Here is a 23303-nt window from a genome sequence, read left to right on the forward strand (position 1 = left end):
TTCAAACAAAGTAAGCGATATCCCGCAAGTAACATTAATCAATTGATGACAAAAATTTAAACAAAACAAACCTACTTACTTTCGGGGGGTGCTTCTAAAGCTGCAACAGGTTCATCTACATTTTCATGCAGCCATTCGCGCCAAATTGCCAACAGGATGGCTAAAATCACAGGGCCAATAAACAGACCGACCAGACCAAAGCTCGCAATACCACCCAATACCCCAAACATAATCAGAATGAATGGAATCTGGGTCGCGCCTGAAATCACCAATGGACGAATCACATTATCAGAGCTACTGACAATCACAACGCCCCAAACCACAACACCAATCGCTTCCATGGTTTGCCCTTGGGCGAATAGCCACAGACCTACCCCAAGATATGAGACAGGTGTTCCAAAAGGAATCAGCGCCAAGATAAAGGTGACCATAGTCAGTAGCATTGGGTTAGGCACACCCGCGACAAAGTAGCTAAGACCAGCCAAAATCGCTTGCGCAACGGCGGTTAAGCCAACACCGTAAACCACGGCACGTGTTGTTTCAGAAATGGTATCCAAGTAATGATGGACACGCGGACCAATTACCATTTCCAAGGCGCGACTGACCTGTGCCAAGATCATTTGTCCATCACGGTAGAAGAAGAACAAGGTCATCAGTGCAAAAGTCAGTTTGACCAAGTTACGACTAATTTCACTGAGTACAAAACGCCCATAGCTGAGGTGGCTTTGAATCCATTCGGCAATATTCTTGGTAATGCTATTCGGATCATTACTGAGTTCATTGACAGTACGGCTGATGTCTTTGCCAATAATCGGTAGATTTTTGATAAATTCAGGAACTTGAACATGGCCTGAAAATAACTGTCGCTGTAAATTAAAATATAAATTACGACCTTCAAGTTGCAACATAAAGATTGCACAGATAAATGGCACACCAATCACGATAATGACCAAGCTAATCATCAGTGTGGCATTCAGTGTAGGTCGGTTTTCACCAAAGAAACGACGCTGTACCCATAGATATAAGGGCCAAGTCATATAGGCAATAATTGCGGCCCAAAGGACAGGGACAATAAAGTATTTGAGAATACTGAATCCCAAAAAGAGCAGGACAAAGAACAGTCCAAACAGCAAAACGCGTTGTAATATGGGAGCGTATTGTTGCACGATAGTATTTCTCAAGTGCTAGAAATTGAATAAAACCATCTTAACTGAAAAAGTAGGCGAGGGAAATTTTCATTTCCCGGTTTTAGGATTTGATATCAAAAGATTACGTTTCTTTGCAAAGCCTTAGAACCACTCGCTCGGATCATCAACTAATTGGTTTAAAACAGGCTGCCATTGGCTCTGGATGCTGACAAAGTTTTTCTGGGTCTTATCAAATACACTCAGTCCTTGCATTGCCAATGTACCGTAGGCGCTACGCTCGGAAATCCAAGCCACAGGATCTTGTTCAATCTTACTAAAGAAGTCTTGAATATCCTTTGAACTGGCACTGTTTGGTTTGACACGATTGGCAATCAACAGGATTTGCACTTTACCTTTACGAATACGCTTGATGTCTTGTAAATGTTTTAAGAAGCGACGGGTACTGTCAATATCAAAGAATGACGGCTGCAGCGGTGTCACAATGGCATGTGCCTCGCTGACCAATTGCTCTGCATGTTCACCTGAAAGTGCGCCAGGTGCATCGATAATTAAATAATCTAAATTCTTTGGTGCTTCACCAATTGATTTTTCATGTCGCCAATCCAGACTTTGAATACCTGTGACGGTTGCAGGACGTTGCTTTAACCATTGCAAAGATGATTTTTGGTTGTCAGCGTCAGCCAGCGCAACTTTATATCCTTTTTGAGATAGTGCTGCCGCCAGTGTAATAGCTGTCATGGTCTTGCCACAGCCACCTTTTTGATTTGCGATTAATATGGTTTTCATGAAATTAGATTTATTAACTAGGCTCTCGTATTCGTTTATACCTTAGCATCTTTTTCGGTCAAGTGTGTTACACATGACAAAAGTTTAATGTTGCAGTTAAATAGCTGCATTCAAAAAAAGGAAAGTTGCTATGTCGGTTTGGCTTGCGATGCTGATTGGTGGTTGTATTGGTGTCGTGATTACGACGATTATTTTATCCAGCACACGTAATGGTCGGATTCAGGCTGAGTATGAAAAATATATCGCTGAACTAGAGTTAGAACATAAACAGGCTTTGCTTGATGCGCAGAAGCGTAGTGTCAATACCAGTCGTGCGGTATTAAAAGGAAAAATGGCAGAGCAGTTTGCACCAATCTTGCCTGAATTTCGTTATTTACCGAGCGATGCCAAGTTTTTGGGTGATCCTGTCGACTACGTTATTTTTGATGGTTATACCGATTTCCGAGATGGGGATGGCACAGCCGAAGATATTGAAGTGATTTTATTGGATATTAAAAGTGGTGGTGCACGCTTAAGCAAAGGACAGCAGGCGATTGCTCAAGCAGTTGCAGAAGGGCGTATCCGATTTGAAACCTTACGAATTGATTTTGAAGATCAATGAGGTGTTTCTAATTTTTGTACACGCGCCAACAGCATTGTTTGTGCCACAGATGGGATTCCTTCTGCATCAAAATATTCTTTTTCGATGAATTTAAACTTGGCTTGTCGTAACTGACTTTCGATATCCCGATTTAGGTGACAACCATCGGCAATACGCTTCTGAATTGGGGTCAGTAGCGTTTGCAAGGACTGTATTTTTGCCGAGTTTGGATGTTTGACATGTTCAACCAGATGGAAGGTTCCTGTTGGTTTCAGCACCCGATATATTTCGGTTAAGGCTTGTTCAAGATCAGCAATGCTACAAAGTGTCCATGTCGACACAATATGGTCTAAAGAAGCATCTGCGAAGGGCAATTTCTCTGCACTGGATTGCACATGTTTAATAAAGAAAGGCGCATGTTGCACGCGCTCAACTGCCAATTGATAAATATCTGGGTTTGGTTCTAAGGCATATAGCGCATCGACATTGCCATAAAAAGGAATATTCAGCCCTGTGCCAAAACCAATTTCGAGCACCTCACCTTCGAGTGGAAGCAATAATTCACGACGTCGATCCATCAAGCTGGCAGTTTGCATGACTTGATTGAGTAAATGAGGAAAGATGTGACGTTGATAAAATTGGTAAATCATAGAGATCCATTCGTCGGTTTTAATAAAGAGGATACTTCACTAACAGCACAAAAATATGACTAAACTGAGTTTGACTGTTACTAAAAAAAGCACTTTTTTTCACCATCTCAGCATACTATCAAGAGAAAGGCTTTTCTAATATTTTCGAGGATAATCGAGCCATGAAAAAACGTCTATGGATGAGTTTATGCATGGTGGCTGCAATTGGGCAAACACATGCATCAACTGGTCAGGCAGAATATAACATTGCCAATGGCTTAGCGCCTGTTGTGGAATATCAATCGATTTCGGTATTAAAACCTTTTGATGGTAATTTCCGTATTCTCGGTTCAAAAGTCTATCATGACGATGAGCAAGCCAAATTTTCTCCGATCGACTATGCGGTGAGTTTGGGAGCATTTACCGATCCTGCAATCGCCCGAACGATTGATGTGCGTCAATATGATCGTTATTTGAATTGGAAAATGAATACCTTGCCAGTGCCACCAGACCAAGCGATCAAACTGGTCTCGAATATGCACATTATTCCAGCCAATCCAGAGATTGCCAAACAAATCAAGCAAGTGAAACGCGGTGACTTGGTTCAACTCAAAGGTGAGTTGGTCGAGATCCGAGATAAGGACTTGGTATGGAAATCCTCTTTGACCCCTGGTGGAGTGGGTGATGGCGCCTGTGAACTATTTCGTGTGAATTCGATTCAGTGGATCGAAAAACAGAATATTTAATAATGAATGTGAAATAAAAGGGGCATCAGCCCCTTTTATTTATTTTAGTTATTCAGCTTGCATTTTGGTTTCAGGTGCTTGTGCACTTTTCCAGTGATGTAACTGGCTTTGGGCGTGTAGATATTCATTCAGATGATTGACTTGTTTGTTTGTGTTCGTTTGAGACTGAGTTGATGCATTTCCTTGTTCTAAAACTTTGGCTTGTTGTTCCCAATAGTCATAGAGCAAGCCTTGGATATAACGTCCTTGTTCAGTTTTTAGTTCCAGATCTTTCAGCATGGCAAGCGCAGATTTTACATTGTCTTTTTGGCGCTGCTGTTCAAATTCAGGTGTTAGCGTATTGGCTTCTTTCATTTTGGCCAATTCAATTTCCATGCTGTCGCTCATGTCGGTAAAGCGATTGTCATAATCTTCTAAAATCGCAATATCATGACCATCATCTGCTGTGGCAGGGAACTGCTTGATCGGTGTTTGATTCAGTTGGCCAATCGCGTCATTAGTTGAACTGCTTTGCTGCTCTTTATTGGTAGAAGGCTCTTTGTCTTTATTACATGCACTGAGCATCAGCGCTGAACTAAGTACACAGGTAATGGCAAATGTGATTTTAAGATTAGGCATAGCTCAACTCGTTCAAGATTAATTTGATATTTTCTGGAAATGGTATGCAAAAGTGGTATAGGGGAAGCTAATCTGATCTTGCGCAGTTAAGCCCGTAAAATCAAATACAATTTGTTCAAACTTTGCTTTTAACTGTTGTTGCTCTGCTGATGGCATCGCAGCGATAAAACTGGTGGAAAGCAAACGTTTACTCACCACCTGTTCGACCGTGCCTTGATGCGCTTGTTGAAAGGTTGTTAATCCATCCAATTTAAATAAGGATTGTCCTTCGAACACCTGTTTCCATTGTTCACTATGATAACGCGGTGTATCCCCTTCCAAAGGCGAAATTTCATCGGCTAGTGCTTTGACCCAATCGACAGCAGTATCGCGTTGATTCCAGATCAGCCCTAAATGGCCTGATGGCTTAAGTGCCCGATGCATTTCACTGAGCGTTTCGATATTGGCAAACCAGTGGAAAGATTGGGCACAGAGAATGGCATCCATTGATGCATCTTTTACTGGGATTTGTGTGCTGAAGGCTTGTAAGCATTCGACAGTGGGATATGCCTGTTGTAGTTGCTGCAACATTTCAGTGACAGGCTCAACTGCAATCACTTTTGCCTGTGTTTGAATCAGGTAAGGTAAGAATTTGCCAGTCCCTGCACCAAGGTCTACAACAGTGGAACTTTCACCTATTTTGAGTCGATCTTGCAGCCAAACCACTATTTCTTGCGGGTAACTGGGGCGTACCTGTTGGTAGAGTTCTGCCCCTAAACTAAAGCCTTTTTGAGCAGTGGGATGTAAGGATTGTGTCATTTTTTGCGCTTTTTAATCTGTCTTATCTCTATAAAATAAGATACTCCGCAATTATGGTTTGGCAAAGCCATCATTTGGTGACTTTTTGCGACAAGCCTAGGATCAATTTTTCAGTGTGAGCATGGATAAGCAAATAATATTTGAAGATGAGCATATTCGCGTTATTTTTTTAAAAGGTTCAAGTGACACTTTAGTGATTTCGTTTGGCGATTTGATTAGTCGTGCTAAAGGAATGTCAATTAATGCTGAAAAATCCTTAATAAAATATCAATACAATGTAATCGGCATTATGCCGAAGCATAAATCATGGTTTCCGAAAAGTAGCATGCTTCAGATGCAGCAGCAGATTCAGCCAATTTTGCAGCAATTCAAAGGCATTGTTGGTTATGGCGGTTCCATGGGTGGCTATGCTGCAATCAAGTATTCAAATTTATTGAATATGCAAAAGATTGTGGCTTTTGTACCACAGTATTCAATTGACCCTGATGTGGTACACGATCGCCGTTATGCTGAGTTTTTTGATGCGTCTATTCATCAAGATATGCAGATTCAGGCCGATGAGGTGGATTCATCACGTGAATACATTATTGTCTATGACCCATATTATGCAGAAGACAAAGAGCATTTCTTAAAGATCCAACCCTTATTACCTAAAATGCATGTGATTCATTTGCCATTTACGGGGCATGAAGCACTTTCGGTCTTGGCTAGTTCTCAGTTGCTGAATGATTTTGTGGTTAAACCATTTGAAATCACTTATTTCTATCAGCGGGTTCGGGAAGTTAAGAAGCAAAGCAAGTTTTATTATCGACACGTGTTGGATGCTTTGTTGCCACGCCATCATCAGGCTTTATTAAAAATACTGCAACAGAACGACATTGCCTTAGATGAGCGTTATTTTGATGCTGCTCTCAAACAGAAGTTGGTACAGCAGCTGTTTAATCTCAAACAAGGCACGGAACAGAATTTACATAAGCTCGGCGTACATCTGCATTTTGCGCAACATACCGAGACCCAAGCTGCCAATGTGGTGAATGTACAGAATCAGTTTTTGGTTTTTAATTTGGCAAGCTTGAAATTAGAGAGTTATAACGCAGAGATCATTGCAGCTAATCCAACATATCTATTGCCATTAAACTTGACTGCCAATAGTTTGGTGAAGCTCAGATTGAATGATGAATATTATTTCTTGAGCATGAATGATCGTGGAATTCACAAATTGGTCAAAGAGGGGGAGCCATTTGCACTTGATCAATCCCCACTAGTGTTTAAGCACTATGCAGATTTTTATAGTCTGAGCTATAAAAATTTGACTTTAAGTTGCGATGCACAAGGTCAGACGCACTTTATTGAAAATAATGCAGATGAGCACACTAAACTGCAATTATGCTGAATGAATCTTTCCCAATAAAAAAGCCCTTTGAATATTCAAAGGGCTTTTTTATATCTAACAGAATGTTAATTTGCACCAATTTTTGCATTGGTATTCACGTTGGCATTTACGCCTAATACTTTAACACCGACATTCGCACCTGTTTGGAGGTTCTTTTTATCCGCATTTAAGCCTGTTTTTGCATTTACGGATGCAGCTTTACCATTCACTTGTGCTTGCGCATTGGTCTGAGCACCTAAGTTTAAAGATTTAGATTTTGAAGTTGTCTGTTTATTTGCAATACGCTGTTTTACATTTGCAGTCGTATCTACAGCCAATTCTTTACCATCAACGGCTTTATCAACTACATAGTCTTTCGTATTTCTGACTGCTTCACCTGTTTTATTTGCCACTTGTGAGCCAACATTTGTTGCTGTACTTACTGTTTTTTGAGTGGCTGCAACGCCAGTGTTTACCGCTGTGTGGCCTACATTATGTGCAGTATGACCTACGCCTTGAGCGACTTGCCCTACACCTTGAGCTGTACCTTTTAATGCACCTGTGACGCCGTTAATCAGACCGCCTGATTGGACATTGACCTGAGCTGAACCACTTGCATTTGCCCCGACGTTCTTTGCAAAAACTGAAGCAGAAGCAAGGATAGTTGTTGTCACGATAGCTGTTTTGATCATTTTTTTCATTGCGATTTCCTTAAGCGATGTACCGTATTGGGGTACTTCATCAACGCCATTGCATCATAGCCAGCAAAAAGTAGAAATCTATGGATTTCATCAAAACGTTACAACCTGATTACAGCTTAAAAACACTGTAGAAGGGAATTGTGGAGAGTAATTACAATTTTAAGAACATGAAAAGTATAATTTTTATTTGAATATAAGCACCTGTAAAAGATCAATTTAGCTACGTTTGGATACAGCAAATTTTTCATTTAAAATTTATATTTTAGAGGTTTTAATATGAAGATTAAGAATATTTAAATAAATTTAAACAGATTCAAAAAAGATAAAAATAGTGGCATTTTTATTGCTTGGTAAATATATATGAAATATTTGTTGCACTTTTTTTATGCAATTTTATTTTTAAGGCGCACAATGGATAGCGTTGTAATCTTGAGCTATCTAGGCAGATATTAAATGGCCTAGTGTGTAAGTACTTTGAATCACCTGTGATTTGAGTACTATCAATTGTATTGAAGTATGTGAAATTTAAAGTGAATTTTAAATTTTATTCATGTGATTTATAGAAAAATAATTGAAAGCCGAGTAAAGGCCAGTAAATAAAATGCTGGAGAAAATGAATGAAACAGATTGCTGCATTTTTAATTGTATTGGTTGGGCTGGGTGTGGTGGTGTTCTATTTCGAGCCATCAGAAGCACCAGCTTCAACTGACGACACTGCGGTATATCACATGAGCACTCAACATTCCGAAACAATAACATCAGAAACAAAACCAGTGGAGGTGAAACGACTAGAACATACCAACTCAAACACATTGGATGCTTCTCAGCAAGATGTCCAATTTTATGACACTAAAAGTGATCCTTCGATACAACCGATCGATCCTGATACTGATCCAGCAAATGAAATCAAAAAACTCTAAATCATCTGGATTTCTTTACCCAAGAAAAACAGGCATTTAAAACAGTTCTTTATCCAAGAACGATGGAGACCAATAGTGAACAATAAAACCTTATTACTATTAAGCCTATGTGCTTTTATAACCACCACGACTTCAGCAGCAACACTCAATGCCGTCCAACTCAAACAACGACTCAGCTCGGCGGCACTCAACAAAGTAGCAAAAGGTAAAATTAATATTGATGCTTTAGTTGATAATGATTCGAATGATTTACTCATCGAGTATGAAAGCAATACTGCGAGCACTACTTTGGGGCTAGAAAAACGTAGTTTGATTGCTGATGGCAAAAGCCAGTTTAAAAATAAATTTGGCAAGTCGACAGGCTTTCAAACTTTACGTGAGTTTAATGGTCTGCCTTTAGGTTTATATCGAATTCAAAATCGTGAAACTTTAGCACAAGTGTTAAATGATCCCGCTGTAAAAGGTGTTTATCCAAACCGTAAAAATGTCCCGACCACAATGGAAAGCCTGCCGTTGATCAATCAGCCACAAGCTGTAAGCAACGGCTTTACTGGAGAGGGTTCGAGTGTGGTGGTGATTGATACTGGCGTGAATTATAAACATGCTGACTTTGGCTGTACTGCGGTCAATACCCCAGCTTCAACTTGCCGTGTGGTTTATGCCTTTGATAGCGCACCTGATGATAATAGCTTGGATGATGATGGGCATGGCAGTAACGTTTCTGGGATTGTTGCCAAAGTTGCATCTAAAACCAAAATTATTGGGATTGATGTGTTTAGAAAAGTTCGATCACAAGGGCAATGGGCAAGTACCGCTTATGATAGCGATATTCTGGCAGGCATTAACTGGGCCGTAAATAATGCGCAAACCTATAACATTAAAGCGATTAATTTAAGCTTGGGTGTGCCTGGGGTGAAATATACATCTGAATGTAGCAACAGTAGCTATAGTACGGCTTTTGCCAATGCACGTGCAGCAGGTGTTGTACCTGTAGTGGCTTCGGGTAATGATGCCTTCGCTGATGGGATTTCTTCACCAGCCTGTGTGAAAGGTGCAGTACGCGTAGGTGCTGTGTACGATAGTAATATTGGTGGTGTGTCTTGGGGTAATCCGTTGAAATGCTCTGATCCAACCACAGCTGCGGATAAAATTACATGCTTTAGTAATGGAGGTTCATTGGTGACTTTATTGGCACCGGGGGCAATGATTACAGCGGGTGGTGAAACTCAAGGTGGAACTTCACAGGCAGCGCCTCATGTTGCAGGTGCAATCGCATTATTACGTGCCAATGGCGTGACACCATCAGAGACCATCGATCAAACTGTAAATCGTTTGAAAGTAACAGGTAAGCCAATTACCGATACGCGAACTGGTTTGGTGTTCCCACGTATTGATTTACTATCTGCAACCAGTGGACTTAGTTCGAATTAAGTTTATTTCATAGTTTAAACATCGATCCAAAAATAGTTTAAAAGCCATGACTCGTTGCAGCTAGAGATAGATGCAACGAGTTTTTTTATGTGCTTAATGACACTGTGCTAGCTTATCCGCACTAAAGTTGCTTTGTAGTTTTTGAAAGTTGGCTTGAACAGTTACATCTTGCACATCAAAGGCGGTTGCAGTTGTTGGTTGAGCAAGTGTTTTATCTTTATAGTGTTGGGTGGCAGAGCCTGCTGAAATTAAACCATTTTGGTCGAAGCGCCAGTGTTCAACCGCCTGACCGCCTTCAAAATAGCCAGTAAATTCGATGTTGCAGTGTTGGTCTTGTTTGATCAGTTTTGCAATATTACCTTCAGTGGATGGTGTGGCACCAATATTCTTCACTTGCTGTAATGTTTGTGCGCCATTGTTCTGTGTAGAGAGTGCTGAGCAAGCAGTAAAGCTGATTGCACTGATGCAGGAAACAAAAATTATTTTGAAAGTACGTTGCTTCATGTGCAAAATTCCAGTCCGATGAATTTATTAGATTTAGTGTGTCGACAAAGTACGTGAAGTTCAATGAATGTTTTGAGCGGACACTGTAAATTTAAAGCCTATTTTTCAAATAACTATAACGGAAGCAAGATAGGTAAATTGTTTTGCATCAGATATAAATAGAGCACTATTTCATTCAAGTACCCATTTTAAAAAAGCCTCTAAGTTGTAGAGGCTTTGGGATTTAGTTTTTAGAGGACTGGCTGAGTTCAGCACGTTCGATCGGGACATTGCCTTCATTGGTGCCAACTACAGCATCTTTGGTGTCTTGCCATTTCTTGGCTGTGTATTGCTTGGCTTTTTCGGTTTGCTCTTGAACAATTTCAGCTTGTTCAGCTGAGTATTCTTTGGTGCTTTTCCATTTTTCACTCATCTTTTGCGATGTGTTTTCAGATGCGCCTTGGATTGAATCACCGAGATTCTGCATGCCTTTACCTGTTTTATATAGCAGAATACGACCTAGGCTTGGATTGTCGCCATAGGGCATGGCTTTTTCAGGGACAGCATTAGATACATTGGCTGTCGTGTTGGTTGTATCTGCTGCCCAAAGCGAAGACGATGCAATCAGTGCCGTCGTAACACATAATAGTTGTACTTTATTCATCATCTTGTCTGTCCTTTCCACGATAGTGTCGCAATCGAGATTTTATATCTTATCGTTAAGCCGAAGAAAAGAGTGGGGATGATATGAAATTGATACATTAGGTAACTATTAAGTTTGGAAAAATCTAGAAATTTCATCTCTTAATAGATATGGGCTTGATTGAATCAAATTTGGTCTACCTCTCACTAACGAGTTTAGTTTATTGGTAAGTAAGCCATATACTTTCTTGCCATAAAATAATGTTTGGATGTTCTCTGAGAACTCCTCTTCAAGAGATTGAATATCTTTATAAGGGTTATCTTTCACATTAACTGAAACCATTCGGTGGTTAAAAAACCTTTTCTTTGAATCTTCATAAGTCTCATGAATACTTTCATTTATCAAATTCTGTATATTTTCTTTAGTAATGCTTGGATATAAGTAATGAATATGATTTATGTTTATAAAGAGGCTTTCTATGTCGATATGTGGTGTAATGAATGCATTATATCCATTTCTTTGAATCTTTTCTTTTAGCTCAGTTACTTCATCTTTAGTTAAGTAGTCTTGATCACGATGTATAATTATTTTTACTTCAGGTCTTTTACTATGAATATATTTAGCTACACTAAAAGCTGACGTTGTGAGCTGAGATGAAGTGTAATAAGAAATTATTTCTGTTATAGGTTTTGGGTAATCGTGTAGTTCCAAAAAAGATTCTAGAAATTTTGTATCTTGATCTTCTGTTAGTACAACATATTTAATTCTGTGCCCTAAACTATCTAATTGGCTTTTTAAATATAAATTTTCATTTTTATAATCATTAATTTGCTTAATGTATGGTGTTATTAAAGGTAATAATCCCATTTCATCATGAATTTCGTCGTCATTCATGATATCTTTAACTACAGTACACTTTGTTTCATCCTTGTAAATGAAACCTACTTTGACTTTCTCCTCTTCCTTTATTGCATAAAAGGCAGGGGAATGAGTAGTTAAAAATATTTGCAAGTCCTGAGCATATTTTAAAAATTCAGTTGCTAGATCAAAACAATATTTCATTTCTAAATTATTTTCGGGCTCTTCAAAACCCCAGATAGTATCAGGCTTTACATACCCAGGTATAGAAAGATTTTGTTCTTCCTTTGCCATATGAAATAATATTATTGGTATGTGTCTAACTTTAATACCATCCCCACGTTGGGCTAAATGATAGATGTTTCCATCATCATTTACTCCAAAGTCAAGTTTTGAAAAAAGCTGTTTAAAATCGGATGGAACTTGTAAAGTATTTTTCAGCCCTAAAGAGCTAAATAAATCATTTGTTATATTTTGAGTTATATCCTGTAGTCCACTAATAAATCTCGTACCTTTTTTACTAATTTCCTCATTGAATTTTAAGTTGAGAACATCATGTAGATCTTCCATTAGATTGTGGAAGTATGTTTCACTTTTTATAGCAGGAACGTATCTATAGCGTAATTTGTTCAACCATTTATAGACATTTGTATTGGGCTCTAATTTTTTTCCATTTTTAATAACAGTTCTTTCATCAATTATTGATCCATCTTGCTTCCATTTTTTTGTCCATTTTATTTCTGAGTTAATATTAAATCTACCTTTTGGTAGGGCTATTGTGAGATCAATTCGTATCTCTTTTCTTGAGCCAGTACCTGTACTGGCATTGAATGAATAATCTTGCTCAAAGCGAAATTTTTTATTTATATCAGTTTCATTATTAAAAAAAAGATTCAGAGCTCGTAAAATGTTGGATTTTCCTTGGTCATTTTTTCCTACAAATATATTTAAATCATTTGCTTTGTAACTTTTGAGATGGTTGATTGACCTAAACTTTCTAATTTCAATTTGCTTTATAAACTTCATATTTGATATCAATAAATAAACCCCACTATTTTATAGCGGGGTTTATTTAAAAGATCAAGTATTATAAATAGTTAACCCTGCAATACACTTACATCCGCAATAGCCGTGAACAAATCACGCAACTGAGCCAATAAACGTAAACGGTTGGCTTTTAATTCTGCATCATCTGCCATGACCATTACACCTTCAAAGAAGGCATCAATTGGTGCACGAAGCGCAGCTAGCTTAGACAATGCTTCTGTGTAGTTACGCGCAGCAAGCAAAGGTTGAACCACTGGAGAAAGGGCAGACAATTCTGCATAAAGCGCTTTTTCAGCAGCTTCAACCAGATTGGCTTCAACCACAGCACCTTCTGGTGTCGCTTCTTTGGCAAGAATATTGGCAACACGTTTATTTGCCGCAGCCAATGCAGCCGCTTCTGGTAAGGTACGGAAATGATTGACCGCAGTGACACGCTTGTCAAAATCAAGAGGAGATTTTGGTGCAAGTGCTTGAACTGCTTGAATCACATCAACGGCAACGCCTTGATCTTCATATTTGGCACGGTAACGACCTTCAAGGAAAGCCACTGCATCCGCACGGGTTTTATCGTGATCTTTAATGATGTCACCATAACCTTGCAAGGCAAAGTTAACGAGTTCTTCAATCGTCACATCAAGTTCATTTTCGATGATTAAACGCAAGATACCGATTGCAGAACGACGTAATGCAAATGGATCTTTCGAACCCGTTGGTGCTTGACCAATACCGAAAATACCGACCAATGTGTCTAAACGATCTGCAAGCGCAATGGTTGTACCTGTTTTGGTTTGAGGTAATACATCACCAGCAAACTTAGGTAAATACTGTTCACCTAAAGCTTCGGCAACTTCGTTATTCTCACCTTCAAGGCGTGCATAGTAAGTACCTGCAATCCCTTGAAGCTCAGGGAATTCACCTACAAGTTCAGAGGTTAAGTCACATTTCGCAAGTAACGCAGCTTTCTCAGCATCTGTAACATTTGCACCCGTAATTGGAGACAATGCCACCGCTAATTTAGCAATACGTTCTGATTTATCCCAAAGTGTACCCAATTGTGCTTGGAACACCATATTGGCTAATTTTTCTTTACGAGATGCAAGCGGTTGCTTTTGATCTTGTAAGAAGAAGAATTCCGCATCAGATAAACGTGGACGTACAACTTTCTCATTCCCTTCAATAATTTGAATCGGATCTTTCGACTCAATATTTGAAATGGTAATGAAGTAAGGCTGCAATTTACCTTCGGCATTGATTAAGCAGAAATACTTCTGGTTATCCTGCATGGTGGTAATCAAAGCTTCTTGAGGAACAGCCAAATAACGCTCTTCAAAAGTTGCACGTAAAGCAACCGGCCATTCAACCAGACTGGTTACTTCATCAAGCAAATCTGCTGGCACAATTGCAGTCGCATTGACTTCATCTGCCAATGTTTTGACTTGTGCTTGAATGGTCGCTTGACGCTTTTCGAAGTTCGCAACTACATAGGCTTGTTCTAAAGTCGCCAAGTAGTCATTTGCATGCGCCAAAGTCACGGCTTCAGGTGCATGGAAACGATGACCATAAGTCACATTACCTGCTTTATGATCTTGAATAGTTGCTTCAACCACTTGATCATCTTTCAGTAACACCACCCATTTTACTGGACGTACGAATTCAGTACGGCTTGCCGCTGAACGCATACGTTTTGCGATTGGCAAGTTATCCAATGCAGTTTGTAAAATTTGTGGTAGTAAAACATCAAGACTTTGACCTTTGACATCTTTCAAGAAGCAAACTTTTTCAACTTTACCTGCTTGGAACGTTGAAAGCTGATCAACCGTAATGCCTTGACCGCGCATAAAGCCATCTAGTGCTTTGGTCGGTTTGCCTTCAGCATCATAAGCAGCTTGTACCGCAGGGCCGTCAAAACGTTTTTGTGTATCTGCTTGAGCCGCATCGATATCAACAATTTTCAATGCTAAACGACGTGGTGCAGCATAGGCTTCGATAGCAGAGAAGTTTAAGCCTGCATCTTTTAGGCCTTTTTCGGTTTCTGCTTTGAGTGCATCACGCAATGTTTTTAAGCTTTTTGGTGGAAGTTCTTCACAGCCAAGTTCGAATAAAACTGTATGTTGAGTCATTATTTATTCTCCTTCGCTTTTTCAGCTTGGGCTGCTTCTGCTTCAACTTGTGCTTTAAGTTGAGCCAATACTTCATCACGCAAATGTGGTTCTGCCATAGGGAAACCAAGTTTCGCGCGTGCAGCCACATAACTTTGAGCAATTGAACGCGCCAAAGTACGGACACGTAAAATATAACGTTGGCGTTCAGTCACAGAAATCGCACCACGCGCATCTAACAAGTTAAAGCAATGAGATGCTTTGATCACTTGCTCGTAAGCAGGAAGTGGTAATTCAGCTTCGATTAAACGAGATGCTTCAGCTTCATAGAAGTCAAACAGTTCAAACATTTTATCGACTGGCGCGTATTCGAAGTTATAGGTTGATTGCTCAACTTCATTTTGATGGAATACATCACCATAGGTTACGGTACCGAATTGACCTTTGGTCCAAACCAGATCGTAAACTGAGTCTACACCTTGCAGGTACATCGCAAGACGTTCTAAGCCGTAAGTGATTTCACCTGTCACTGGGTAACATTCAATACCACCAACTTGCTGGAAGTAAGTGAACTGAGTCACTTCCATACCATTTAACCAAACTTCCCAACCTAAGCCCCATGCGCCAAGCGTTGGAGATTCCCAGTTGTCTTCTACGAAACGAATGTCGTGAGTTAGGGTATCAATCCCGATGGCTTTTAATGAATCGAGATAAAGCTGTTGGATATTGTCTGGATTTGGCTTAAGTACCACTTGGAACTGATAGTAGTGTTGTAAACGGTTCGGGTTCTCGCCATAACGACCGTCTTTCGGACGACGTGATGGTTGAACATAAGCCGCGTTCCAAGTTTCTGGCCCCAATGCACGTAAGAAGGTTGCAGTGTGGAATGTACCTGCGCCCATTTCCATATCATATGGTTGTAATACGACGCAGCCTTGCTCCGCCCAATAGTTTTGTAGGGCAAGAATTAAGCCCTGAAATGTATCAATATGCGATATAGCACGACTCATGGTGCATCCACTGGAATCAAACAAAAATTGTGGTTAAGTATAAGGATTTTGTAGAGGAGTGGCAAAGGCTAGTTGGGGAATTTCAGCTTTGAACATGTTTTAGATTTATTTACTGTTCTGAGTAATAGAATCCAATTCGTCACGGCAAATGTAAGAGAGAAAAAGCAGAGAATAACAAAGAATCTGAATGGGACAATATTGATTTGGGCTGTATTTAAAATGATGATCAAGCTCGGGACAATCATCGTAAACAAGAGGGCATATGCAATGATCGAAAAGAAATGCAGTGCTTGGTATCTTTGCAATAATACTTGAAAGAAATAGGTAGGAAGAAAAACGAAAATGAAATAGATCAATGCAATGTATAGGACAACCAAGAATATCTCATAGAATACTTTGAATATTTCTATGGAAAAGTGATCATTAGGCGCAAAAAAAATGACCAATATAAAATAGATAGGAATACCAGCATACAAAGGTGTTTGAATCAAACAGCGTCGAATTTGTACTTTATTAACAATAAGTTTTTGAGTGAATGGTTGAGCAAGTTTTTGAAGTATGAGTTTCATGCTGGTTTAAATCTATATTTATTTCAATTGCTTATATTTAGGTTGTTGAGTCGGCTAACCTATTGTATTGAATTATCTTATTTTTTGATAATAACACATCTTCGATCCACAACTATACGTCACTTCGTGACGTATTGCATCTTGCATGCTCTTAATTTCACAACTTTGAAATGCTAATTTTAAAACGATATTCTCTGTTCTTCAGGTCGTTTGAAATGTCTGATCGCATTCGTGAAAAGCTGCAAATTTTAGCGGACGCTGCCAAATATGATGTGTCCTGTTCTTCCAGTGGTAGTGACCGTAAAAATAAAGACAAAGGTCTTGGTGATGCCAGTCGGGCAGGGATTTGTCATAGCTACACTGAAGATGGACGCTGTGTTTCTTTGCTGAAAATCCTGTTCAGCAATGTTTGTATTTTTGATTGCGCCTATTGCGTGTCGCGCCGTTCCAATGATGTGAAACGGGCTGCATTTACTGTACAGGAAGTGGTTGACCTGACCATTAATTTCTATCGACGTAATTATATTGAAGGGCTGTTTCTGAGCTCAGGTATTTTCAAGTCAGCCGACCACACTATGGAGCGCATGTTGCAAGTGGTGAAAAAACTTCGTTTGGAAGAGAATTTTAACGGTTATATTCATCTTAAAACTATTCCCGGAGCTTCACCTGAATTGATTCATGAGGCGGGTCTGTATGCTGATCGGATGAGTATCAATCTGGAAATGCCTACAGAAGTTGGACTTAAAACCTTTGCACCTGAAAAGTCGCATCAAGAGGTACAAAAAGATTTGGGGCTGGTTCGAGATCGCTTGATTCAACTTAAAGATGAACGCCAGATTATCAAGCATGTGCCGAAATATGTTCCCGCAGGGCAGACCACACAGATGGTGGTGGGAGCGCATCAGGAAACGGATCAAGATGTGCTGTTTATGGCTGATCGTCACTATAAAGAATTTAAATTAAAGCGGGTCTATTTCTCAGGCTATATCCCGATTAATACTGAAAATAATTATCTACCTGCAGTCGGTTCTGCACCACCGTTGCTACGAGAAAATCGACTTTATCAGAGTGATTGGTTGATGCGTTTTTATGGCTTTCAGGTCAATGAAATCGTCAATGAACGTTTCCCACATTTGGATTTGGATGTCGACCCGAAACTCAGTTGGGCATTGCGACATCCAGAGCATTTTCCTGTGGATTTAAATCGAGCTGACTACTTTATGATTTTACGCGTGCCTGGCATTGGGGTGAAATCAGCCAAGAAAATTGTACAGGCACGTCGTTTTGGCAAAATTCATGTCGATTTATTAAAGCAGTTAGGTGTGGCTTATTCTCGTGCGCAGTATTTTATTCGTTGTGAAGACAGTCCTCGCTTTCAGAAAGAACTTTCCTCTAATTTTATTCGTCAGCAGATTTTAACCCAAGGCTCGTCCAAATATATCAAGCCGCTTTCACCTCAGTTGAGTTTAGGGTTTTAACAATGTTGAATGAGCAACTGAGCTATTATTTTGATGGTTCAATGGCGGGTCTGCTGAGCTGTGTATTTCGTGCCTTTCAGTTTAAAGAGTTTCAGGTTCAGCTTGGTTTATTGGATGAGGCACAACATGGCTTGTTTTCTGAAGTCATTGAGGTTTCGAGTCATGAGCAGCATGCCCAACGGGTTTGGTCTGCTTTACAACAAAAACTGTCTAAAGCAGCTTTGAAGCAGATTTATTTTGCGTCTTTATCTGAGTCACTTGATGCCTACCAGCATTTATTTAACTACTGTATTTATGTATTTCAGCAGCCGCATTCTATAGAAAAAGATTATTTACATTCGAGTGTGTTGGCAATTTCTCAATGGACCAAAAAGGTAGGGCGTGAAAAGCATCGGATGGAGGCTTTTGTACGATTTAAGAAAACCACAGATGGGCTGTTTTTGAGTTTAGTTCGTCCCGATTTTAATGTACTGCCTTTGATTCAGCCGCATTTTAGACGTCGTTATCAGGATCAACGTTGGTTGATTTATGATGAGCAACGCAAATATGGACTCTATTATGATCTGCTCGATGTCCATGAAGTTTATATGGATGCAAATGAGATTGATCGCAATCTCCAAAATGGCGGCAGTCAAAGCTTCCAGTTGCAGCTTGATGAGCAGGAAATTTTATTCGATCAGCTTTGGAAAGATTATTTTAATAGTATCAATATTAAAGCACGTCAAAATATCAAATTACATGTGCAATATCTGCCGAAACGTTATTGGCGTTATCTCAATGAAAAATGTGTTTAGCAAGCGTTCTGATTATCTTTAAAACACCTCTCACTCAAACAAAGCTTAAAAAAAGGTGAATAACTTGTTATTGTTATGTTATAACGTATCAATACATCAAAATTATTCATCCAATAAGGAAAATCAGAGTGAAGCGCATAAAACATCATTATCTGCTTGGCGCATTATTGAGTAGTCTGCTGCTGTCAGCATGTGGAGGGGATTCATCAGATTCAACTTCCGCTGTTACACCAAAACCAGAGCAACCAGCACAAAGTGATCAAGGTCGCTTGGTAATTGCTAATTCAGATATGGTACGACCCTTACTGAGTATTTATGATCTAAAAGAGCAAAAGCTTATTAATACAACAGCACTGAGTTCGGCTCCGTCTGCGATGTATAGTAGTCCTCAATCCCGTTATGCCGTGATGTTGAGTCGAAATGAAGGGGTGGTACAGTTTGCAGATAGTGGAATATTTAATAAAAATGGTGTCTTACAACGTAATGCCCCCAATCTATTGGCATTTCAGCTTAAAGGCGCAACGCCAGCACATTATCGTGGCTTTAATGGTTTAGCAGCTCTGTTCTACGACGGTAGTGATACTGAAGTTTCTAAATTTGATGTGTTTAATGATGCCGCAATTGAAAAGCAGGCCATTTCAACGCAAAAGTTGCCAAAAAAACATCATGGTGTCGCAGAACCACGTGGCGGCTATGTATTGAGTACTTATCTGCCTAAAGATGCAGAGACGCTAAGTCTCGTTAAAAGTTATGAATTACATGGCGATCATTTTCACGAAGAACAAACCCTTAAAAATGCATGTAACCGCTTGCATGGGGCGGCATCGGTTCAGCAATATGCGGCTTTTGGATGCGAAGATGGTGTGTTGGTGGTAGAGCAGAAAGCTAACCAATTTACAGACAAGAAGGTACTTATTGACCAACGGATTACCACGATTGCAGGACATGAAAAGTTAGAGAAATTTGCAGCCTTTGCAACAGGAACGCATGCCTTATTCATTGTCGATCCTAAGAATCTTAATGCCACAAGCTTAGACTGGTCTTTAGGTGCGAAAGAAGCTGATACAACGACGCCAGTTAAGCGTTTACAACAAGTAGTCGACAGTTCAGGTCGTCATTTAGCGATTCTGGATAGCGCTGGTGTGGTACATGTGATTGATAGTCAAAACTGGAAACGTCTTGGGCAAATCAAAGCGATTGCTAACGTCAATGCGACAGAACTTGCAAAAAGCCGTCTAGCGGTTAATGCAGCAGCAGATACCGTTTTTATTAATGATACACAAGCAAAAACCATTGTAGAGCTGGATTTAAGCAATCTAAAAATCAAGCAAACCATTCAGCTCAATGATGTACCAACGACCTTTACTTGGCTGGGTGTCGCAAAAGCTTCTTAAAATTATCAACTCAATAAGCAGTCCATATATTGGGCTGCTTTTGCTTAATAAATATCTATAATGTTTTGATCCATTGTTGTATGGTTTTATAACAAGAAGAAGGCAAAAGTTTATCTACCAAAAAGTTTTAAAAATAGGTCGGTATATTTCTTGATGACGATGGCTAAAAGATGATTAGAACAAAGAGCAGAACCATGACTAAATTAATGTTCACAGTTGTATTGTTTGTAATGACGTGTTTGAGTGCTCATGCTTTTGCCAAAGCACAGGATAAAACCACAGACCCCTATAGCCAATGTGTGGATGAAACCATTCAAGAATTAAAGTTGGGTAACATCAATAATGCAGTTGTAGAAATCTGTAGTACCAGAACAAAAACACGCTATGCCAAGCAGATCGTACAATTACTGGATCAAATTAAAATTCAGAGCAAGCAATATAAGCAGCCAGAACGTTACAACGACATTATGAAATCGCAGCAGCTCTGGAAAAATTTTGTGGATCAAGAGTGCCGCAATGCAGGTGCTTATATCGGCTCACCGATGTATGAGTTCTGCCCGATGCAAAAATATGCAGAACGATTGGAGCAGCTAAAAGAATATTTGAATTGATAGGATTTTCTTTGAATAAAGGTAGTCATGATTTAAAACTGTAATTTAAATACACCTTAAGCTTGAGTAGGCGTATACTTCTGCATCGAGTAGAACCACGCGAATCCAGCAAGGTGCATTGTGAGCTTGACCCAATCAGACTGGCTAAATTTTCTAAAACCGAATTATAAAGTCCTGCCATTAAAAGAGAGGATGTTCTCTGGTCTCGGAGCTTTGTGTGGTTTGGCGATTTCTTCCTTGATTAGCTGGTATGTCTTAGGTGGCATGAACGCATGGTATATCGCACCAATGGGCGCATCTTCTGTGCTGCTATTTGCATTGCCAAACAGTCCGTTGGCGCAGCCTTGGAATGTCATTGTTGGAAATACCTTGGCAGGATTTATTGGTGTGGTCTGTACGCAATATCTGCCTGATCTGACCAGTGCTTTTAGCGTTGCTGTGGGATTGGCAATTTTTGTGATGATGACAACTGATTCCTTGCACCCACCGAGTGGAGCAGTCGCGATTACTGCTGTTTTAGGAGGTGATGCTGTACACCGTTTAGGTTTTCATTTTATCTTGTATCCAGTCCTGCTTAATTCGATTTTATTGCTTGTGTTTGCCGTCTTTTTTAATCGTTTGATTGGTCGCCATTATCCGATCACTGCACATGTAAATGAGCGATCTAAAGATCCGACACCCACCCAGAAAGTCTCGATTCAACCGAAAGATATTGAATATGCTTTAGAGCATCACACAGAGCTATTGGATATTAGTCAGTACGATTTAGAAAAAATTATTTTAGAAGCACAATCGTATGCAAACCAGCGCTTGATTAACGCATTCGTGTGTCAGGATATTATGAGTCGTGATGTAATTAAACTGCATGAACATGATGACATTCATCAGGCTCTAGATAAGTTCAAAGCGGTGAATTTAATGAGTTTACCTGTCGTCAATGCAGAAGATCATTTGATTGGGACATTGGCATTATATGAAGTGGTGGAGTGGTTCAAGGGTGCAACAGATCCACGTAATTCATGGCAGCATTATGTTAGACAAATTATGAGTCATAAGGTTGTGACCGTGAGTCCGTTACAACCTATTCAGGATTTGGTGCCGTATTTTGTTGAGAAATCATTTAACTATATTCCAGTGGTTGAGGAACATCGTCTCATCGGCATTATCAGTCGTGCCGATATGATTGCAGCTTTGCAACAACAGCTTAATCGACAGCTCTGAATTTAGATAAAAAAAAGCTACGGTTGGATTAGGGGTAATTTCAACCGTAGCGACCAAAAAGGTAACTGAAAATTAACGTTTTATGCCTTGGTCTTCATAGACTGTTTTTACTGGTTGTGAATAACCTTGCACATGGTCAACACGCGCTTGCTGCTGTTTTGGAATCACCAGCCATAAAATCAGATACACCAAAATACCCGGGAAGGCAGCACTCATGATCGAGATCACGAAAAAGATTAGACGTAATAAATTTGCGTTCCAACCAAATCGTTCCGCAATACCGCCCATTACACCAGCGATCATGCTTTGTTGGTTTGAGCGATATAAACCAGAGTTGGCCATCGAGTTTGTCTCCTTAAATTAATGAAACAGCAGTAAAAAATAAATAATGTCAGTTCGAGCTGCTGTTAATTATGAAATAGGGTCAAACTACTTTTTTTAAAGTTTAAACAGATGGGAGATTAGTTAAGTTGTGTAAATCGTTGATGGAAAAACCAACAGTATCGCCTAAAATGCACCGAATTAAAGCATACTGCTTTGTCAATTTGCTATTTCAATCCTATCGCATTGGCTATTACCCATTTGGGGAATAGACGAACATGGCAATGATCCCTATATTTTCCGAAGTTCGGGGTCTGTCTGTGAAAAGCACGCGATAACGATATTGATGTTAGAGATTTATGAATATGCAGTTCAGGTTATTCTTACAGTATGTGAGTGTAGGAGTTTTATTGAGTCTTGGCTTGAGTGCTTGTGATAGCCATCATCCCGAGCCAATGAAACAACAAGCCCAGACGCAATCGAGTCGTAATGCAAGTGAAGTACTGGCCGATGAACAGGAGTCAGTTGCATCTGATGCGCAAGGGGTATCGCTGACCCAAGTGGCTGGTCAAGCAACATTGCCGTATTCTGCGGATCGTAAACATAATTTGAGTAAACCTTCAGCAGCCGATTTGGTATATGCTGGCCGTTATCATGCGCGTATCCCGTGTAGCGATGCTTTTGCGGGCTGCGTCAATAACGAGAAAGAAGCGGAATATATCCTGAATTTAATGGATGATGGCTCTGTGTTCTGGACCAATACCAGTTTTAGCCGCCTTGGTTCAGATCCGTCACGTAATATTGCCAAGATTGAGCAGACCTGTAAGCAAGTACAGTGGCATGTGCATAAAGAACTGAATGAAATTATGATTCGTTGTGATGCAGCGGATGTTAACTTGTATTATCAAGTGAGTCCGAGCCAAGACTTGGTGATGGATTTGGATAAGATCTGGAATGGAGATAATGGGCGTAACCGTAAGTTCTTTAAAGAGTATCCATTTCCAGAACAAGCTTATGTATTTAAGAAAGTTGAATAAATAGCCTGT

At 39.8% G+C, this 23303-nt stretch carries 23 protein-coding genes; 11 read left to right on the top strand and 12 right to left on the bottom strand.

Annotation, left to right across the window (positions count from 1 at the left end; all coding sequences use genetic code 11):
* Positions 1–71 precede the first annotated feature (71 nt).
* Together F3J02_RS08955 and F3J02_RS08960 are read right to left on the bottom strand one after the other, a co-directional pair.
* Positions 72–1166 (bottom strand): AI-2E family transporter, encoded by a 1095-nt coding sequence (locus F3J02_RS08955; protein WP_167248649.1) that lies wholly within the window; start codon positions 1164–1166, stop codon positions 72–74.
* Positions 1167–1289: 123 nt separating this feature from the next.
* Positions 1290–1934, bottom strand: coding sequence for a ParA family protein (locus F3J02_RS08960; RefSeq protein WP_167248650.1), 645 nt, complete (start codon positions 1932–1934; stop codon positions 1290–1292).
* 130 nt (positions 1935–2064) lie between these two features.
* Here F3J02_RS08960 and F3J02_RS08965 point away from each other — a divergent pair, with 130 nt between their 5' ends.
* Positions 2065–2535 carry a Holliday junction resolvase-like protein gene (locus F3J02_RS08965; RefSeq protein ID WP_167248651.1) on the top strand — a complete coding sequence of 157 codons (471 nt, stop codon included), beginning with the start codon at positions 2065–2067 and terminating at the stop codon, positions 2533–2535.
* Here the strand turns inward: F3J02_RS08965 and F3J02_RS08970 are convergent.
* On the bottom strand, positions 2529–3164 hold the full coding sequence (locus tag F3J02_RS08970) for a class I SAM-dependent methyltransferase (RefSeq protein WP_167248652.1): 636 nt from the start codon (positions 3162–3164) through the stop codon (positions 2529–2531). The genes F3J02_RS08965 and F3J02_RS08970 overlap by 7 nt on opposite strands.
* A 161-nt stretch (positions 3165–3325) precedes the next feature.
* Between F3J02_RS08970 and F3J02_RS08975 the strand changes: the two genes are divergently transcribed.
* Entirely contained in the window at positions 3326–3889 is a 564-nt protein-coding gene (locus tag F3J02_RS08975) for a hypothetical protein (RefSeq protein WP_167248653.1), read from the top strand.
* Positions 3890–3937: 48 nt separating this feature from the next.
* Here the strand turns inward: F3J02_RS08975 and F3J02_RS08980 are convergent, their stop codons facing one another.
* Together F3J02_RS08980 and F3J02_RS08985 are read right to left on the bottom strand one after the other, a co-directional pair.
* Complete coding sequence (locus F3J02_RS08980; protein WP_167248654.1) at positions 3938–4507, bottom strand: hypothetical protein; 570 nt, start codon at positions 4505–4507, stop codon at positions 3938–3940.
* Between the two features lie 18 nt (positions 4508–4525).
* Complete coding sequence (locus F3J02_RS08985) at positions 4526–5305, bottom strand: class I SAM-dependent methyltransferase (RefSeq protein WP_167248655.1); 780 nt, start codon at positions 5303–5305, stop codon at positions 4526–4528.
* A gap of 121 nt (positions 5306–5426) precedes the next feature.
* Here F3J02_RS08985 and F3J02_RS08990 point away from each other — a divergent pair, with 121 nt between their 5' ends.
* Positions 5427–6698 (top strand): hypothetical protein, encoded by a 1272-nt coding sequence (locus F3J02_RS08990; RefSeq protein WP_167248656.1) that lies wholly within the window; start codon positions 5427–5429, stop codon positions 6696–6698.
* A 65-nt stretch (positions 6699–6763) separates the two neighbouring features.
* Here F3J02_RS08990 and F3J02_RS08995 read toward each other — a convergent pair whose 3' ends face one another.
* Positions 6764–7378 (bottom strand): hypothetical protein, encoded by a 615-nt coding sequence (locus tag F3J02_RS08995; protein WP_167248657.1) that lies wholly within the window; start codon positions 7376–7378, stop codon positions 6764–6766.
* 617 nt (positions 7379–7995) lie between these two features.
* Here F3J02_RS08995 and F3J02_RS09000 point away from each other — a divergent pair.
* Complete coding sequence (locus F3J02_RS09000; protein ID WP_167248658.1) at positions 7996–8298, top strand: hypothetical protein; 303 nt, start codon at positions 7996–7998, stop codon at positions 8296–8298.
* Positions 8299–8373: 75 nt separating this feature from the next.
* Entirely contained in the window at positions 8374–9729 is a 1356-nt protein-coding gene (locus F3J02_RS09005) for a S8 family serine peptidase (protein ID WP_167248659.1), read from the top strand.
* A gap of 93 nt (positions 9730–9822) precedes the next feature.
* Here the strand turns inward: F3J02_RS09005 and F3J02_RS09010 are convergent, their stop codons facing one another.
* The 5 genes from F3J02_RS09010 to glyQ form a co-directional block, all read right to left on the bottom strand.
* Positions 9823–10233, bottom strand: coding sequence for a hypothetical protein (locus F3J02_RS09010; RefSeq protein WP_167248660.1), 411 nt, complete (start codon positions 10231–10233; stop codon positions 9823–9825).
* Positions 10234–10456: 223 nt separating this feature from the next.
* Positions 10457–10879, bottom strand: a complete 423-nt coding sequence (locus tag F3J02_RS09015) for a hypothetical protein (RefSeq protein WP_167248661.1) — start codon at positions 10877–10879, stop codon at positions 10457–10459.
* 105 nt (positions 10880–10984) lie between these two features.
* Positions 10985–12739 carry an ATP-dependent nuclease gene (locus F3J02_RS09020; RefSeq protein WP_167248662.1) on the bottom strand — a complete coding sequence of 585 codons (1755 nt, stop codon included), beginning with the start codon at positions 12737–12739 and terminating at the stop codon, positions 10985–10987.
* 71 nt (positions 12740–12810) lie between these two features.
* Positions 12811–14880, bottom strand: a complete 2070-nt coding sequence (gene glyS / locus F3J02_RS09025) for a glycine--tRNA ligase subunit beta (protein ID WP_167248663.1) — start codon at positions 14878–14880, stop codon at positions 12811–12813.
* The gene (gene glyQ, locus F3J02_RS09030) at positions 14880–15869 is read right to left on the bottom strand and encodes a glycine--tRNA ligase subunit alpha (protein WP_004775941.1); all 990 of its coding nucleotides are present in this window, start codon (positions 15867–15869) and stop codon (positions 14880–14882) included. The genes glyS and glyQ overlap by 1 nt, the downstream gene beginning before the upstream one ends.
* Positions 15870–16653: 784 nt before the next feature.
* On the opposite strand from glyQ, the gene F3J02_RS09035 reads away from it, so the two are divergent.
* From F3J02_RS09035 to F3J02_RS09055, 5 genes are all read left to right on the top strand, one after another.
* The gene (locus F3J02_RS09035) at positions 16654–17916 is read left to right on the top strand and encodes a putative DNA modification/repair radical SAM protein (protein ID WP_167248664.1); all 1263 of its coding nucleotides are present in this window, start codon (positions 16654–16656) and stop codon (positions 17914–17916) included.
* 2 nt (positions 17917–17918) lie between these two features.
* The gene (locus tag F3J02_RS09040; RefSeq protein ID WP_167248665.1) at positions 17919–18710 is read left to right on the top strand and encodes a TIGR03915 family putative DNA repair protein; all 792 of its coding nucleotides are present in this window, start codon (positions 17919–17921) and stop codon (positions 18708–18710) included.
* 128 nt (positions 18711–18838) lie between these two features.
* On the top strand, positions 18839–20104 hold the full coding sequence (locus tag F3J02_RS09045) for a hypothetical protein (RefSeq protein WP_167248666.1): 1266 nt from the start codon (positions 18839–18841) through the stop codon (positions 20102–20104).
* A 194-nt stretch (positions 20105–20298) separates the two neighbouring features.
* Positions 20299–20715 (top strand): lysozyme inhibitor LprI family protein, encoded by a 417-nt coding sequence (locus tag F3J02_RS09050; RefSeq protein ID WP_167248667.1) that lies wholly within the window; start codon positions 20299–20301, stop codon positions 20713–20715.
* A gap of 120 nt (positions 20716–20835) precedes the next feature.
* A complete protein-coding gene (locus F3J02_RS09055) occupies positions 20836–21936 on the top strand; it encodes an HPP family protein (RefSeq protein ID WP_167248668.1) in 1101 nt (366 codons plus the stop codon).
* 72 nt (positions 21937–22008) lie between these two features.
* Here the strand turns inward: F3J02_RS09055 and F3J02_RS09060 are convergent, their stop codons facing one another.
* Entirely contained in the window at positions 22009–22278 is a 270-nt protein-coding gene (locus tag F3J02_RS09060; protein ID WP_167248669.1) for a PspC domain-containing protein, read from the bottom strand.
* A 344-nt stretch (positions 22279–22622) separates the two neighbouring features.
* On the opposite strand from F3J02_RS09060, the gene F3J02_RS09065 reads away from it, so the two are divergent.
* Positions 22623–23294, top strand: coding sequence for a hypothetical protein (locus F3J02_RS09065; protein ID WP_167248838.1), 672 nt, complete (start codon positions 22623–22625; stop codon positions 23292–23294).
* Positions 23295–23303 lie beyond the last annotated feature (9 nt).

The sequence above is a fragment of the Acinetobacter sp. Tr-809 genome, assembly GCF_011753255.1.
Taxonomy (GTDB): domain Bacteria; phylum Pseudomonadota; class Gammaproteobacteria; order Pseudomonadales; family Moraxellaceae; genus Acinetobacter.